Genomic DNA, 15,866 nt, shown 5'->3' with positions numbered 1-15,866 from the left:
ATCACAAAAACTATGACTTTCTTAAATTTATCACGTATGTTATCTCTATATAATTTTCCCCGGATTAAGTATTAGATTTGGATCAAGTGCTTTTTTAATTACTCTCATCATCTCCATATGCTGTGGTTCTAACACCATTGGCAAATAATCTTTCCTTTTGCTCCCTATACCATGCTCACCACTTATTGTCCCACCAAGTTCTTTTACAATCATATAAAGCTCTGTTAAAAGTGCTTTTAGTTTTTTATGCCATTCTTCCATAGAAAGTTCAGGCTTTTTTATAGGCGTTGCATGTATATTGCCATCTCCTGCATGTCCATAGCAGGGAATAGGTATATCATATTTTTCTGATATTTCCCTTACCCTCTTTATAAATGTCGGTATGTCAGATATAGGTACAACCACATCTTCAAGGCTTTGGTGAGGACTAAATTGTTTCCATGCTTCTGCTATGTTCCGCCTTATTCTCCATATCCTCTCTGAAGTAGTAGCATTATCAGCAACATACACTTCTATTGCATCATTTTCCATACACAAGTTTCCTATAATTTCATACTGCTCTTCAAGTTCTGCTTTACTATTCCCGTCAAGCTCTATTAAAAGCATAGCACCCGCTTCTTCAAAGGGAATCTTTTCATTAAGATATCTACATGCAGCCTTGAAGGATAAGTCATCCATAAATTCTATTGAGGTAGGTATTATTCTTCCAAAAGTCATGATTTTGGGGACTATTTTAATAGCAGTATCTATATCTTCAAAAAGTACCAGCAAATCTACTTTTGCTTGAGGAAGTGGCATAAGTTTAAGGTATATCTTTGTAAATATCCCAAGTGTCCCTTCAGAACCTACCATAAGGTGTATAAGGTCATATCCTGTAACATCTTTCATCACCTTACCTCCAAGGTGAACAATATCTCCTGTTGGAGTTACCACTTCCAAGCCTATTACATATCTTCCAGTGACTCCGTACTTTACAGCTCTCCCACCACCAGCATTTTCTGCCACATTTCCACCTATGTAGCAGGTTTCTACACTCATAGGATATCCCGCATAAAAAAGGCCATATTCTTTAACGACATTATTAATTTCATTTGTCACAACTCCAGGTTCAACAACTACCACTAGATTTTCTTTATCTATTTCAAGAATTCTATTCATTCTTTCGACAGATAACACAATCCCACCGTATACAGGTACCGCTCCACCAGAAAGGCCACTGCCAGCACCCCTAGGTGTAATAGGAATTTTGTACTTGTTTGCTAGCTTCATTATTCGTGCTATTTCTTCTGCCGACGAAGGTTTTACAACAGCCTCCGGCATATGGGCATAATGTTTTTCTGCAACTTCATCGTGAGAATAAGGTTCTAATGCATCAGGATTACCGTATATCACATTATTACTTCCTACTATTCCAATTAATTCTTCCACAATTTCCGGCGTTAGCTTATTATACATTCAAATTTGCCTCCTTCTTCTTATACTCTTTGATTCTTTCTATAAGAAGGGGTAATATCTCATTTAGGTCTCCTACTATTCCAAGATTTGTAATTTTAAATATTTGCGCATCTGGATCTTTATTTATTGCTATTATGTTTTCTGATGTTTGCATACCTGCTATATGTTGAACTGCCCCAGAGATGCCAACTGCTATATATAGTGCAGGCGATACAGTTTTTCCACTTAAACCTATTTGATGAGGATACGTCTCCCACCCCCTATCAACAACATCACGGGAAGCCCCTACTGCACCCCCTAAAAGTTCTGCTAATTCATCTATTAATTTGAAATTCTCTGCTTTCCCTAAGCCCCTTCCCCCTGCTACTATTATTTTCGCATCTTGTATATTTACCTGTTGTGATTCATTTTTAATAAATCTTATGTATTTTGTCTTTGAACTAAATACATCATCACTAAATTGTTTATAAATTACTTCTCCAACTCTATTTCTATCAGGTAATGCTGGCTTTGTAGAATGAGGTCTTACTGTAGCCATTTGTGGCCTAGTGTTAGGAGTTTTTATAGTTGCAAGTATGTTTCCCCCGATAGCAGGTCTTGTTTGCAGGAGATTTCCTGTTTCTTCTTCAATATCAAGAACTGTACAATCAGCAGTAAGGCCTGTTTGTTTTTTCACCGCAATATATGGCATTAAAGTTCTACCAGTTGTTGTAGCAGCAGCTATAAATATATCTGGATTATATTCATCTAATAGCTTTAAAATCACTTTTGCATAAGTTTCCACAATAAAATTTTCTAACCTTATATCATCTACTACATATACTTTATATGCCCCTCTTGCGATAAGCTCATCAATATCCTCTTTTTTTATGTTATAGCCTATCACGACAGAAGCAAGAGATGTATTTAATTTTTGAGCAAGACTTTTACCTCTGTTTAATAATTCAAATGATATGGGATTTAATTTGCCATGTCGAAATTCTGCTAAAGTCCATACTTCTTTCACTATGAAGCCTCCTTAAATAAGTTCTTTTTCAATGAGATAATCTATAATTTTATCAATTGCTTGGTGTAAGGTTTTTTCATCTTTTACAATGACTTTTTCGCCTTCTCTTGTCACTTTAGGTGTAAATATTTTTACAACTCTTGTAGGTGAACCTTTAAGCCCTATCTTTTGTCCTTCAGCACCTATTTTTTGTGCATCCCATATAGGTATTTCCATCTTTTTTGCCTTTAATTTGCCTCTTAAAGTAGGCAACCTTGGATCGCTTATTTCCTTGACCACTGTTAACACTGCTGGAAGCATCATTTCAATTTCCTCATATCCTTCTTCAACAAGCCTTTTTACTGTAATTTTCCCATTTTCTACTGATAGGATTTGACTTGTAAAAGTGGAAAGAGGTAAATCTAAAAAAGAAGCAATACCTGGCCCCACCTGTCCTGTATCTCCATCTGTAGCTCTTTCTCCACATATTACAAGGTCAAAATCCCCTGTTTGTTTAATAGCTTTTGCCAAAACATAGGAAGTAGCAAATGTATCGGATCCTGCAAACTTTTTATCTGATAAAAGTATCCCATCATCACATCCCATTGCAATTGCTTCTTTTATTGCCTCCACCGCTTTTTCAGGTCCCATTGATATAACAATTATCTTTCCTCCGTATTTTTCCTTTAGCCTTATCGCTGTTTCAATAGCATATAAATCGAGGGGATTTACTATACTTTCTACTCCTTCTCTTATCATGGTACCTGTTTTTGGATCCATTTTTACATTGCTCGTCTCAGGTACTTGTTTTATTGGAACTATTATTCTCATAGGTTTTTCTCCTTTTACATCCTTATATTTTTACTATAAATTAATTATAGAGATTATTAATATTATGGTTAAGCCATATAAGCTAAATTTTAGTTATCGTATAAATTTTTTTCATGTTCAAAAACAGTATAAATTGTCATTTGTTTTACTTCTACAGTTATCGTATTTGCTTTGCGGTTAGCTTTTCCCCCAATATGTTCCCATCTACCATTTTTCTCTTCCCAGAAATAAACTCCAACTTCTTTAAAATCATTCTTATCAGGCAAATTAAAGCTTATCTTAAATGGTTCTTTAATTTTTACTACTTTATCTCCTGCCTTTAATATTACCTCATAGGTATTAGTAAGTGAATTAAAACTGTCTACTTCTATTTTCCCTTTGTTATTTATAACTATGGTCAGTGAACCTTCCTCTTCAATAAGCTTAAAAATATTTTTTGGTGCAACAACGGTTTTTGAGTTGAACTCTAAGGTTATCTCATCTGATTTTATTATTATTCTTTTATTACCTTTTTCCAATAGTCTTAAAACTTCTAAAGGTATCTCTAATTCTTTTTGGTTTGTTGTACATATATCGGTCAAGTCAAACTTTAATTCTTTTTTGTGCTTATCATTAATTTCTTCTTCTAGTTTGTTCTTTTCTAAAAGATAAGTAGTTGTATTACCTACTACAATTACTTTCCCTTGTGAAGCTTCTTTAACAGTAATATAAATTGGTACACCCTCTTCGTTTATTCTATTAACTCCCGTTATTGCATAACTATAGGTTTTATCTGGTAAAACACTTAAATCCAGGTAAGTTTGTTGAAAACCATTAGATTTCCTAACGAGTGCCAGAATATTTTTTGCATCATTGATATTGGGTACTTCCTCCCCTTCTACGCGATAGATCACATAATAAGTAGTATTCTCAGGTGTTACATCTTCCCATTTTAATTCAATCCCTGCCTCTTTAGTATTTATTTTTACTTTGATTGGTTGCGAAGGTAAATTAGTAGTCAACCACTCCATTTGTGGTACCAACGCAGGATATTTAAATAATTCTTTTAAATGATCCGTTACCCCTAAAGGATTTTTAAGCAGATTATTTGTTGCAAAAAAGACGCTGCCATATACATTTTCAAAATTTCTATTGTATAACACTTGATTAGGGAGTTGGTCGGGATCCAACCAATTAACATCGTCAGCTCCTACTCGATAAGCAGCATGACCAATATATAGATGTACATTTTTGCCTGCAGTTTGCTGCCTCCACCAATCTACTAGTTTTTCATAAGCTGCTGGAGAATAGTTAAAATACCAATAAATTTGGGGTACTATATAATCAATCCATTCATTTTGAACCCATTTCCTTGTATCAGCGTATAGAGAATCATAACTTTGAAATCCATTCGTCTCTGACCCATTTGGATCAGTGGATTTGTTGCGCCAAATTCCAAAAGGACTAATGCCAAATTTAATATAAGGTTTTGTTGCTTTTATTTTTTGTGATAATTCTGATATCAAGGTATCCACATTGTTTCTACGCCAAGCCTCTTTACTTTCAAATCCTACACCATATTTTTGATACAATTCTTCATCTGGAAAATCCACACCTGTTACAGGATATGGATAAAAGTAATCATCAAAATGAATAGCATCAATATCATAATTTTTAACTACCTCAATAATACTATTTATAATATACTCTTTTACTTCAGGGTTACCTGGATTAAACCATAGCTTCCCACCATATGATACAACCCACTCGGGATGCTGTTTTGCAGGATGATTGTCAACCAGAGCATTTAAATCGTCACCCATACTTACACGGTAAGGATTAATCCAAGCATGAAATTCCAAATTTCTTTTATGAGCTTCTTCAATCATAAAGGCCAAAGGATCATAGCCAGGATATTTACCCTGTATTCCTGTCAACCAATGAGACCACGGAAAATATTTAGAAGGATAGAATGAATCAGCTGTTGGTCTTATTTGAACTATGATTGCATTCATTCCTATATCCTTCAGCTTATCTAATATTTCAATAAAATCCTGCTTCTGTTGTTCCGGATCATAGACTCCCTTCTTAGGCCAATCTATATTATCTACTGTGGCAATCCAAGCAGCCCTAAATTCTCTTTTAGGTGTAATGGGTTCCTTATTGACAACAAGCACATAACTAGCTGTTTTATTTAAATAATTAGCTGTTATTACTGTAACCCCTACTGATTTAGCTTTAACAAGCCCCTGTTGGTTAATTTCTGCTACTTCTGCTCTGCTACTCTTAAAAGTAACACCTTCTTTAATTTCAATTCTTTCATATTCTTCCCCCAATACTGTATAAACACCTATTACTTTTGCTTGGAGCTCAGATTGCACAGTCATTGATTTCAAACCTGTTAATTCAATTTTTGACAATACAGGAGTGGGCTTTGTTACTTTTAATGAATATAAAGCTTCTTTATTTTTATATTTAGCAATAATTGTAGTTTCCCCCTCTGACAATGCTTGGATAATGCCTTCTTTGCTGACAGTAGCAATTTCTGGATTTTGGTTAATAAAATTTACTTCTTTAGTAACTTCAATTTTATTATCGTAACCATTAAATTTGGCAAACACTTGTAAATTTCCTGTCATTCCTGCTTCAATTTTTTCAGGACCATAAATTTCAAGTATATCAACTATCGGTTCACTCTCCGTAATTAAAAGTTCAAAGAAAGCAGGTTCTGCATTACCATATAATGCCACAATTGTGGTTTTACCTGGGCGCAAAGCAATAACATTACCTTCATTGTCAATCGAAGCAACATTTGGATTACTACTGAGGTATGTAATACCACTATTAACTATTTCTGGGGATGTGCTGTTTTTAAGTGTAATAGCTACCTTTGCTTGTTTAGTCTCTCCTACTTGCATAGGAGTAAGCCCAATAATATCAACACCAAAAACATCAGTATCAGTATAGAACACACTTAAGCGATCGTAGTAGACAAAACCGCTATCTTTGTTTGTATCTTTTGTCTCTACAATATACAAATCCATGAATTTAAAAGGTCCTTTTTGATCAGAAGGAATATTTGCTGTAACATATTTCCATCCTGTCCAATTAAAATTAGCCGTTGTCGTTAAATCCACAGGGAACATTTTTCCGTCGCTATTTCTTAACCTTGCACGTAACCAATGATTATTTTGATTACCATAAACCCAAACACCAATTTTTTTAGGAATACCAGGAATAGGTCTATCTAAACTACCAGTAGAAATATCTCTTAAACTAAGATAAGTTGCCGTTGTCCTGGTAGTTCCTCTCATATCGTACATAAATTTTGCAGAATGTTCCCCATAAAGTACAGGTTCCGGTCGTTTTGCCAACTGAACTGTTGCGGTCGCTGGCAAACTACCAGCCTGTGTAATTGTCCCTGTACTCAATATAACTTTTCCATTCAACTCTATATTTTCAAAGTCTTCAATGACTTCTGCAATTTTGCTACTAACTATAACCAAGGCCTTTGCTACCATTCCATTATATTCTGCTTCTACATAGCCATATTTTAACCCTTCAACTACTTGAGGCACCATTTTGGAAATTGTACCAATATCCCTCTCAGCACGCCAAATGACTTGTTCTAAAGGAACAGCAATTTCTTCTCCTTTTTCATTATAAGCTTTTATTGAAAATTGTTTTTCTTCTCCTGGTAAAAGCCTAACAGGGTTTGGTACTATTTCTATTAAAACACAATTGGCAATGACAAAGAAGAATCTTGTGAAAATACCTTTAAAGACACCACAGGACTCATAGTGAAGACAAACATAAAAACCAGAAATATAGCAAAACTCCTTCCTAACATGATTCCCCTTTCCCCCTTTAGAAGCTTTTCCTCTACTTTTAAAAGCTAAACCTCATCACATGAAACTTCCTCGTCACTTTAAAACCCGTCTTTTTATATAAATGCCCTGCTGTACTTTCTTCTCCAGTCCATAAAAACCATACATTATGGAGCCCTTTACATCGCATCTCAAATAAGCATTGATTTAAAAGTATTTTCCCTAAACCCAATCCCTGCATTGAAGGGTCAACACCAAATGGGCCAAACCTTTCGCGAATTCCTTCATATGCACCATATAAGCAAAATCCAACAATTTTATTATCTTTTTCAGCTACAAGTATTTGTTCCATTGGTAACCCTCGTAAAATTCCTTCACGTATTGCCCGTCCCCAATCTGGGTTAAAAACTGTGTTGGCAAGTTCAATTAACTCAAACAAATGCCTGTCTTCTGCCAGCAAAAACCTAAATCCCTCTTTTCCCCTCCTTTCTCTCAATTGTTTTACTTCTTCTGGAATTGTAAAATCTAATAATGACCTATCCATCGCAACAGGAGAATATAATTTGACAAACCCTTGTTTAAGTAAAAAATTGTATCCTTCCGGATAAGTCTTTTCATCAATTCCAGGTAAAAAGTAATTTGGAGCATATGAAGAGAAAAATATATATTTGCGGCCTTTCTTATATACAAACTCTTTTGCCTTTTCAAACATCTTACTTCCAATTCCTTGTTTTCTGTAATTGGGCTGTACAAAAAACACTGTAATCCAACCATTTTCTAATTCTAAATCATCTTTATACATTGGTAACCGTCGAACTAAAGCAAGTGTAAAACCGATTACTTGATTATTATCATTTACTGCCACAATTGCTCCCTCTGGATCAAAATTGGGATCTAATAACACTTTAGATCGAAATAGTTCTAAATTGATAGGGTCATAAGGTAGACTCTCTTGCCAAGCAGCTACTATACCCTTTTCATCTCCACCCTGATAAGTTCTTACAATATAGCTCATTTTTTCAACACCTTCTATTCTAAAGTAAATCCCGGTAAAGATCCTCCACGCCTTTTGTTAGCACCCTCTGGCATCATGAATGCTTGGGCATATTTAACTCCCATTAAACAACCTCTTACAACAGCTAAATGTGTATAATAATCTAAGTAACGGAAAGAAGATATACCTCCTGTAACAAACTGATACTGCTTTATTGCCTCCACCCATATATCATATGTGGAAGTAATATCCACATAAACATCAGGCTCATACCCATAGGGGTCTTCCCAATTTTCTCCGTAAAAAACTCCTCTAACTGAATGGGCAGGATTTTTTAGCTCAAAAGCTGGCAAGGCAGCAATCAATATGGCTCCATCCACAATTAAATGGGTATTGGCATGGTCTGGATGCATACTATTTTTCCAGTGGGTAATTATTACATCAGGCTTCTTTTCTCGTATAACTTCTGCTAAACGAAATTTAACTTCGTCGTTTACAGGTAGTTCAGCATCTCTATAAGGTAAGAAAATAGGCTCTGCTCCTAAAATTTCAGCTGCTCGTTTTGCTTCCTCAATCTTCTGCTTTGCATATTCTTCTGGACTTAAACGTGGATGGCCTTTTTCTCCAGGAGTAAGATGTACAATGCTAGCTTCATGCCCTGCTTTAGTATATTTTGCAATTACTCCTCCTGCAACTAACTCCATATCGCCACAATGTGCTCCTACTGCCATAATGTGCAATTTTTTAGCCATTTTCAATCTCCTCTCTTTTGCCATATCTAGGTTTTTAATTATTTAATTCTTTTTTATACTTGATATATTTTTTCCAAACTTTACAACCTAACTTTCCATAGAAATCTACCAAACCAGTCCAATCTATCACAAGGTTTTTGATCCCTCTTTTATATAAGAAGTACATTCCGGCTTGCACAATCGCTAAGCCATAACCATGACCTCTTTCATTGCCATACCCAGAGGCCCAATACCTCCCAATTCTTCATTTCCAAATAATGGAGCCCAATACACATTTTGTGCAATAAGAGGAGATCTACTATCATTGATCCTGCAAAAACCTATTATTTGACCCTTTTTCTCCGCAACTACAAACTCACGTCCTGTGCCACCCCGCTGGAAATAATGGATTGCTTCGTATTCCCATCGCCCTGGAAAACATCTATTTAAAAATGCAAGGAAATCCTCCTTTTCTTCTTTGTCTAGCATTCTAAATTTAACATCTGGAAAACTAGGTAATTCTAAAGGTTTTGTAGCTGCTAAGTTACAATACATGTCGTATTCTTCGCCATATTTAACATAACCACGCTTTTTAAACCATTTTTCCGTTAGTTCAAATTCAGAAGGGATACCAGGGAAATAATGCCAAGGATCCTGCCCTAACAATATCGTCTTAACTCTTGCTTCTCTAAGAGAATTTTCACTTCTTTTAAGTAATTCACTACCTATCCCTTTATTTCTGTACTCAGAAGCAACCAGCAGAACTTGAATATGCCCTATATCTTTTTTTGACTTTATGCATTCCATATCTTCTTTCCATACTTTTGATATCACAAATCCTGCCGCATTCTGATTTTTTTCATCTACAGCAATCCATGAACCTTCTAAAAGCACGTTTACGTTCTCAAAACTATTTTGGTAAAATAGTTCTTCTCGAAGAGGAAAACTACCACCTATTTCTTTATTCCATAAATTTGTTAATTCTAAAGCTTTATCCTTTGTTAAATTGATATAAACAATGCTCATAATTTACCTTCTCCTATAAACAAATCTTTCCCATTATTACCGGATGTCTAGCACCAGTTGCTCTCGGTACATTATTAAAATTGCCATTTATAGCTTCGTTCGCAAGGATAGCAAAGGCTATTGCTTCCTTAGCATCACTATTAAATCCTATCTCTTCTTGAGTAACCACTTCAATATTTGGTAAACCTTCTTTTATCATTCTGACAAGGGTTTTATTATAGCTTCCTCCTCCACCAATGATTACTTTATCAATTTGGTATTTAGGCATTATAAAGTCTTTATAACTTTTTACTATAGACTTCGCCGTTAAAGCAGTTACTGTAGCAATTAAATCATAATTATCTACTTTTAACTGAAAAGCTCTTTCCATCAACTTATCCACATAATTTTTCCCAAAGTATTCTCTACCTGTAGTTTTAGGAGGCTTTTTTTCAAAATACTCATCTTTCAAAAGTTCTTCTAACAATTTTTCATTAATATTGCCTTTACTAGCTAAGGCACCTTCTTCGTCATACTTTAACTGTCCCTGTGTCAACCTTTTTACTACTTCATCAATGACCATATTGCCTGGACCTGTATCAAAAGCAATTATGTCTTCAAGGTCACATGCCGCTGGCAATATAGTAACATTTGCGATACCGCCAATATTCTGTAATGTTATTGTCTTTAACGGATGACGATATAATATATACTCAGTATAAGGTACTAAAGGAGCTCCATCTCCTCCTGCAGCTACATCTCTTACTCTAAAGTCAGCCACTGTCACAATACCTGTTCTTTCTGCAATAACTGCTGGCTCACCAATTTGCAAAGTAGATTTTATTTGATAACCCAAGTCCTCAATTGATTTAGGAATATGATATATCGTCTGACCATGAGAACCTATTAAATCAATTTTTTCTGGTGTCAAGTGGGCTTTTTCAATAATTTTTAAAGCTGCCTCTGCAAACAACTCCCCTAACAGAAAATTCATATGGCAAATCTTTTCTACGGTACTCGTTTGAGGGTCAAAAAGTTCAAATATTTTATTTCTGACCTCTTTTCTGTAGGAGAAATTCTCAAATTCCAAAAGTTCAACTTTTGTCTGTATTCCCTTCCCATCAATTTTTACAAGAGCAGCATCAATTCCATCAGCAGAAGTACCTGACATCAAACCTATTACTAATCTTTCTTCTTTATGATAAATCTTAAAGAGTCTATCCATCTCTTTTACCCTTCCCTATATTGTATAATTTATCTAATAGACTTTAAAGCTATTGCTACAGCCCCTCTTGAAGCATCACCTTTTAACTTTTCGATAGTTGCCTTTGGATATTTCTTGGTAAGTAATTTAACAAATTCTTCATAGACAAATACGTTATTTATAAAAACACTGCCACTTGCAACAACTGTTATACTGTCTTTTTCAGCTCTTATGCCTTTTATCGCTGTTTTTGCGAGAACGAAAAGTTCTTCCGCTGCCTTTAAAAGAATTTCCTTAGCCTTTTTGTCTCCCTTTTTATATGCTTCATCAACTACTTTAGCCAATGAAGCAATTTCACTTTTTATGATATCTTTTCTATATACAAACTTTACAAACTCTTCCGGATTTTTTATATTAATTTCTTTCATTGTCATCGGCAGTAATTCCGTGTAAGATTCTCTCCCATCGTAACACCTCAAAGCAGCTTTGATTGCTTCAATACCGATGTAGTATGCACTTCCTTCATCCCCGACAATATGACCCCAGCCACCAATCCTCACTTTTTCTCCATTTTTACCTATTCCATATGCAATCGAGCCTGTGCCTGCAATTACAGCTATGCCTGCTTTCCCCTTTGTTACTTCAGCTATAACTATTTCTGCATCATTGGTTATTATAATATTTCTCTTTATTCCCATAGCTTGTATATATTGTTTTATGATCCTTTGTTCTTCTTCTCTTCCTGCTCCTGCTGTGCCAATACAAATAGCTTCGCATTTCTCTATCTTCAAATTAGCTTTTTTTACTGTACTTTCAATTAAATACCTCAAAGTATTGTATACTTGAGACTCTCCTTCAGACCTGATGTTTGTAGGGCCTCCCTGTTCAGTAACAATAATGTTACCTTGCAGGTCTGCTATAGAAATTACACTTTTTGTGCCGCCACCATCAATTCCAATGACATATTTCATATGACTTTCATCCTCTCACAGGGAAACAGGTAGCCTACCCTGTGGCACATAATTTCCACTTAAAATCTCCAAAACACTTTCTATAGCAAGTGGAGTGTATTCATAAGTGCAAAGATATGTAGGAACTTCTTTAAACTTTAGTAAATCATAAGGGTTTCTTAAGGCAACAACGATAATATTTTTATTAACCTCTAATAATAACCTTACAAGTCTTACTTGCCCCTCATTTAAACTAGCATTGTAAGTGCCTATTACAACAATTTCTTTGTCTTTTGCTTCTTCTATTAAGAGGGTTATAAGATTTTCATCAGGATTTACGAGAATAGTCTTTTCTACTCCTCCAAACCTTTTTACAAATTCTTTTGCAAAAGAGAGCTTTTCCATCAATGCATCGTCAACACCTGAAATTGGCACTGTTTCAGGAGAAATGGCTAATACTTTCTGGGTTTTTATTGGTAAAAGCTTATTTTCATCTTTAACAACAGTAATGCTGTTTAAACTTATACTTTTTGCAATCTCCTTATGTTCTGCGTTTCCTACTAGAGTCTTAATTTTATTTTCATCTGGATATGGGTTTTCGAAGAGCTTGTATTTTTCCTTTAACTTAATTATTCTTTCAACAGACTCATTTATTCTTTCAATTGGTATTTCTCCACGCAAAACTGCTTCTTTTATTTCATTAAAAGCTTCTATCTGCAATTTCTTTGTGTGTGAAACTAAAACTATATCAGCTCCAGCCTTCACTGCTATTGAAGCTGCTTTAGCGGTACCAAAATATTTCGCAATTGCATTCATTTCCATGCAGTCTGTTATGATTATCCCCTTAAATCTAAACTCCTTCCTTAAAATATTGGTGAGAATATTATATGATAAAGTAGCAGGTAATTTATTATCTTCAAAAGCCGTAAAAAGAATGTGGGCTGTCATTATTGCATCTACGCCATTTTCTACTGCTTTTTTAAATGGATATAACTCTACTTTATAAAGCCTTTCTTTCTCATGCTCCACTAAAGGTAAATCCAGATGAGAATCCACAGAGGTATCCCCATGACCCGGAAAATGCTTTGCTGTAGCTATAACTCCTTCTTTTTGCAATCCTTTTATATAGTTAACTCCAAACTCAGCTACTTTTTCGAGATTTTCTCCATAAGACCTAACCCCTATTACAGGATTAGAAGGATTATTATTAACATCAAGTACTGGTGCAAAATTAATGTTTATACCCAATGCCCTGAGCTCTTTCCCTGCTAATTCTCCTATTTTATACGCATTTTCAGGATTGTCTGTTGCTGCTATAGCCATATTGCCTGGTAAATAAGTGGCATCTTTATAAATTCTTGTTACCATTCCGCCTTCTTGGTCAATTGAAATAAGAGCAGGAATGCGTGTGTTTTTGATTACATCTTTCTGAATATCATTGCACAAATTTTTAAGTTGCTTTCCATCCTTGACATTTCGAGAAAATAGTATAATATTGCCAATTTTATATTCCCTAACTAATTCTTTAATATGGTCATCATAAGTAGGAGAAGGGAAACCAACCATTAGCATCTGACCTATCTTTTCTTCTAAAGTCATCTCATCAATTCTCATAACTTTCAATCCTTTCTTCATTGATAAAGATGGTATTTCTGCTTTATCGTTTCAAACTTTTTGCTATCCTTTCTCCATTTTTCAATAAGTTCATCTTCTTCATATTTCATAAGCCTTAGTTCATCTGTTCCGGCAAGATAATCTATAAAATAGTTTTTGCTATTTCCGAAAGGAGGCAACCATTCAAAATTTTCACCACTAATTTTGATTATTTCATATAAAAGTCTAATACCAACCTCTACAGCATCAACAGATTTTTTATCTTTTATGTGAATTTGAACACCTTTACATATCTCATTTTTATGTTTTGAAAAAGAAGGAATAAAGTAAACTGGTCTAAATATAACTCCCTTAAGCCCTTTTTCATTCATTGCATTTGAAAGCTCATAAGGATCAAGCCAAGGTGCTCCAATAATTTCAAAAGGCCTTGTAGTTCCTCTCCCTTCTGAAATGTTTGTACCTTCAAAAAGGCAAGTGCCGCTATATAAAACTGCAGCATCAAGTGAGGAAATATTTGGTGAAGGATTAAGCCATAAAAGCCCTGTTTCGTCATAATACATATCCCTTTGCCAACCTTCAAGCTTTATTACATGCAGCTCACAATTGATGCCAAATTCTGTGTTAAAAAGTTGTGCCAATTCACCTATTGTAAGTCCATAACGTTGAGTGATAGGATACCATCCCACAAAAGATCGAAAATTAGTATCTAATATATTTCCCTCTACTTTTACACCACCAACAGGATTAGGTCTATCTAATACCACAAATTCTTTCCCGTTTTCTTTGCAAGCCTCCATAGCATAAGCCATAGTGTACAAGTAAGTATAATATCTCGAACCAACATCCTGAACATCTATAACCATTATGTCTATGTTCTCAAACATCTCTGGGGTTGGTTTTTTATTTTTCCCATATAAACTGTAAACTTTTATACCTGTTCTTTCATCTATGTATTCTTTCACTTCTTCTCCTGCTTGAAATTCACCTCTTATTCCATGTTCAGGAGAATATAAAGCAGTGAGATTAAAATTTTTATAAAACACATCAATAGTCGATTTTAAATCTTTAGTTACTCCAGATGGAGCTGTAATAAGTCCAATCCTTTTATTTTCAAATAATTTTGCATATTTTTCTATCACATCAATACCACATTTAACCACTAATAATTCCTCCAATCCAAAGACGCCATTACGGCATTATGAAATAATCGGCGAAATCTAATTATCTTAACATTTTCTCTAGTTGGATGCACTCTGTTAGTTAATAATATTACATAAATTCCATATTCAGGGTCAACCCAAAGAGAGGTACCTGTAAATCCTGTATGCCCAAAGGCTCTTTCCGTAAACAAGTCCCCTCCTGCCGAAGTGTTATCTTTTATTGCCCAACCCCACCCTCTGCTTTCTCCCAAATTTTCTGTGTAATTTGTTATCATACGTTTAAACAGAGTATAAGACAAAAATATCTCATCTTTTACCTTTCCATAATTGACAAGCATATTAGCAAATTTTACAAGGTCATCTATAGTAGAAAACAGCCCTGCATGACCGGAAATGCCTCCGAAAAACCTAGCATTTTCATCATGGCATACACCGCATATTATCTCTCCTGTATTTTCGTCTCTTTCCGTTGGAACAACATCCTCTTTTTGGGGATTAAACAAAGTGTTCTTCATATCAAGGGGATCAAAAATTTCTTTTTTGCAAAGTTTGTCGAGTTTACCCCCTCCAACCGTTTCAAGTATTTTTCCTAACAAGATAAAATTAAGGTCACTATACTCTACCTCTTGCGTTTCTCTCAGTTCTACTTCCTTGCATATATAATCAATGGCATCATTGTAATCCCTGCATTTTTCATAAAAAGGTATATAAACCGGTAACCTCGAAGTATGTGTAAGAAGTTGAAAAATAGTTATTTTATCTTTCCCTTTTTCATTAAAAGAAGGTATATATTCACACACTTTATCATATACAGAGATAAGACCTTTTTCTATCATAAGCATTAGTAACGTAGTTGTAGCCACAACTTTTGTAAGAGATGCAAGGTCAAACAAAGAAGTTCTATTTAACTTATCTTTATACGGGACAACCCTTTTATTGCCACTAATTTCAATCTTCAAAAAGCCATTCTTGTCACCAACAGCTACAGCAGCACAAGGAAAAACTCCATTTTCTATGCCTTTATCTATCATTTTAAATGCTTCTTCTAACCGATTGCTATCAAAAATCATAAGTTTCATTCCCTCCATAAATTTTAAAACCTTCTGTTAGATGATGAACAAATGTATAATC

At 34.7% G+C, this 15,866-nt stretch carries 12 protein-coding genes; all 12 read right to left on the bottom strand.

The annotated features are described in order from the left end of the window. Nucleotides 1–45: 45 nt before the first annotated feature. The 12 genes from EB239_RS03300 to EB239_RS03245 all read right to left on the bottom strand — a co-directional run bounded on the left by EB239_RS03300 (nt 46) and on the right by EB239_RS03245 (nt 15,814). Nucleotides 46–1,455 carry an FAD-binding oxidoreductase gene (locus EB239_RS03300; protein WP_003869045.1) on the bottom strand — a complete coding sequence of 470 codons (1,410 nt, stop codon included), beginning with the start codon at nt 1,453–1,455 and terminating at the stop codon, nt 46–48. Continuing rightward, on the bottom strand, nt 1,448–2,461 hold the full coding sequence (locus tag EB239_RS03295; RefSeq protein WP_003869044.1) for an electron transfer flavoprotein subunit alpha/FixB family protein: 1,014 nt from the start codon (nt 2,459–2,461) through the stop codon (nt 1,448–1,450). The genes EB239_RS03300 and EB239_RS03295 overlap by 8 nt, the downstream gene beginning before the upstream one ends. Nucleotides 2,462–2,473: 12 nt before the next feature. Next, nucleotides 2,474–3,271, bottom strand: coding sequence for an electron transfer flavoprotein subunit beta/FixA family protein (locus EB239_RS03290; RefSeq protein ID WP_003869043.1), 798 nt, complete (start codon nt 3,269–3,271; stop codon nt 2,474–2,476). 89 nt (nt 3,272–3,360) lie between these two features. Further along, complete coding sequence (locus tag EB239_RS03285; RefSeq protein ID WP_003869042.1) at nt 3,361–6,831, bottom strand: family 10 glycosylhydrolase; 3,471 nt, start codon at nt 6,829–6,831, stop codon at nt 3,361–3,363. A 307-nt stretch (nt 6,832–7,138) separates the two neighbouring features. Beyond that, nucleotides 7,139–8,092, bottom strand: a complete 954-nt coding sequence (locus EB239_RS03280; protein WP_003869041.1) for a GNAT family N-acetyltransferase — start codon at nt 8,090–8,092, stop codon at nt 7,139–7,141. A gap of 14 nt (nt 8,093–8,106) precedes the next feature. Beyond that, nucleotides 8,107–8,823, bottom strand: a complete 717-nt coding sequence (locus EB239_RS03275) for a PIG-L deacetylase family protein (protein ID WP_003869040.1) — start codon at nt 8,821–8,823, stop codon at nt 8,107–8,109. A 183-nt stretch (nt 8,824–9,006) separates the two neighbouring features. After that, nucleotides 9,007–9,828 carry a GNAT family N-acetyltransferase gene (locus tag EB239_RS03270; RefSeq protein WP_003869039.1) on the bottom strand — a complete coding sequence of 274 codons (822 nt, stop codon included), beginning with the start codon at nt 9,826–9,828 and terminating at the stop codon, nt 9,007–9,009. Between the two features lie 13 nt (nt 9,829–9,841). Beyond that, on the bottom strand, nt 9,842–11,032 hold the full coding sequence (locus EB239_RS03265; RefSeq protein WP_003869038.1) for an anhydro-N-acetylmuramic acid kinase: 1,191 nt from the start codon (nt 11,030–11,032) through the stop codon (nt 9,842–9,844). 29 nt (nt 11,033–11,061) lie between these two features. Continuing rightward, the gene (locus EB239_RS03260; protein WP_003869037.1) at nt 11,062–11,982 is read right to left on the bottom strand and encodes a BadF/BadG/BcrA/BcrD ATPase family protein; all 921 of its coding nucleotides are present in this window, start codon (nt 11,980–11,982) and stop codon (nt 11,062–11,064) included. A 15-nt stretch (nt 11,983–11,997) separates the two neighbouring features. Next, entirely contained in the window at nt 11,998–13,596 is a 1,599-nt protein-coding gene (nagZ, locus tag EB239_RS03255) for a beta-N-acetylhexosaminidase (protein ID WP_003869036.1), read from the bottom strand. Beyond that, nucleotides 13,593–14,735 carry an exo-beta-N-acetylmuramidase NamZ family protein gene (locus EB239_RS03250; protein WP_003869035.1) on the bottom strand — a complete coding sequence of 381 codons (1,143 nt, stop codon included), beginning with the start codon at nt 14,733–14,735 and terminating at the stop codon, nt 13,593–13,595. Before EB239_RS03250 ends, nagZ begins: the two co-directional genes overlap by 4 nt. Continuing rightward, nucleotides 14,735–15,814, bottom strand: coding sequence for a serine hydrolase domain-containing protein (locus EB239_RS03245; protein ID WP_318261428.1), 1,080 nt, complete (start codon nt 15,812–15,814; stop codon nt 14,735–14,737). The genes EB239_RS03250 and EB239_RS03245 overlap by 1 nt, the downstream gene beginning before the upstream one ends. Nucleotides 15,815–15,866: the final 52 nt, after the last annotated feature.

Origin of the sequence: Thermoanaerobacter ethanolicus JW 200 (genome assembly GCF_003722315.1) — a bacterium.
In the GTDB taxonomy this organism is placed as follows: domain Bacteria; phylum Bacillota; class Thermoanaerobacteria; order Thermoanaerobacterales; family Thermoanaerobacteraceae; genus Thermoanaerobacter; species Thermoanaerobacter ethanolicus.
The sequence above is the reverse complement of the archived record's forward strand: the minus strand, read 5'-3'. Positions and strand labels throughout refer to the sequence as shown.

What these genes read in the sequence shown, in the direction of transcription:
- EB239_RS03300 (WP_003869045.1), bottom strand. Translation starts at nt 1,455, where the DNA reads ATGTATAATAAGCTAACGCCGGAAATTGTGGAAGAATTAATTGGAATA.
- EB239_RS03290 (WP_003869043.1), bottom strand. Translation starts at nt 3,271, where the DNA reads ATGAGAATAATAGTTCCAATAAAACAAGTACCTGAGACGAGCAATGTA.
- EB239_RS03285 (WP_003869042.1), bottom strand. Translation starts at nt 6,831, where the DNA reads ATGGTGCCTCAAGTAGTTGAAGGGTTAAAATATGGCTATGTAGAAGCA.
- EB239_RS03280 (WP_003869041.1), bottom strand. Translation starts at nt 8,092, where the DNA reads ATGAGCTATATTGTAAGAACTTATCAGGGTGGAGATGAAAAGGGTATA.
- EB239_RS03275 (WP_003869040.1), bottom strand. Translation starts at nt 8,823, where the DNA reads ATGGCTAAAAAATTGCACATTATGGCAGTAGGAGCACATTGTGGCGAT.
- EB239_RS03270 (WP_003869039.1), bottom strand. Translation starts at nt 9,828, where the DNA reads ATGAGCATTGTTTATATCAATTTAACAAAGGATAAAGCTTTAGAATTA.
- EB239_RS03265 (WP_003869038.1), bottom strand. Translation starts at nt 11,032, where the DNA reads ATGGATAGACTCTTTAAGATTTATCATAAAGAAGAAAGATTAGTAATA.
- EB239_RS03260 (WP_003869037.1), bottom strand. Translation starts at nt 11,982, where the DNA reads ATGAAATATGTCATTGGAATTGATGGTGGCGGCACAAAAAGTGTAATT.
- nagZ (WP_003869036.1), bottom strand. Translation starts at nt 13,596, where the DNA reads ATGAAGAAAGGATTGAAAGTTATGAGAATTGATGAGATGACTTTAGAA.
- EB239_RS03245 (WP_318261428.1), bottom strand. Translation starts at nt 15,814, where the DNA reads ATGAAACTTATGATTTTTGATAGCAATCGGTTAGAAGAAGCATTTAAA.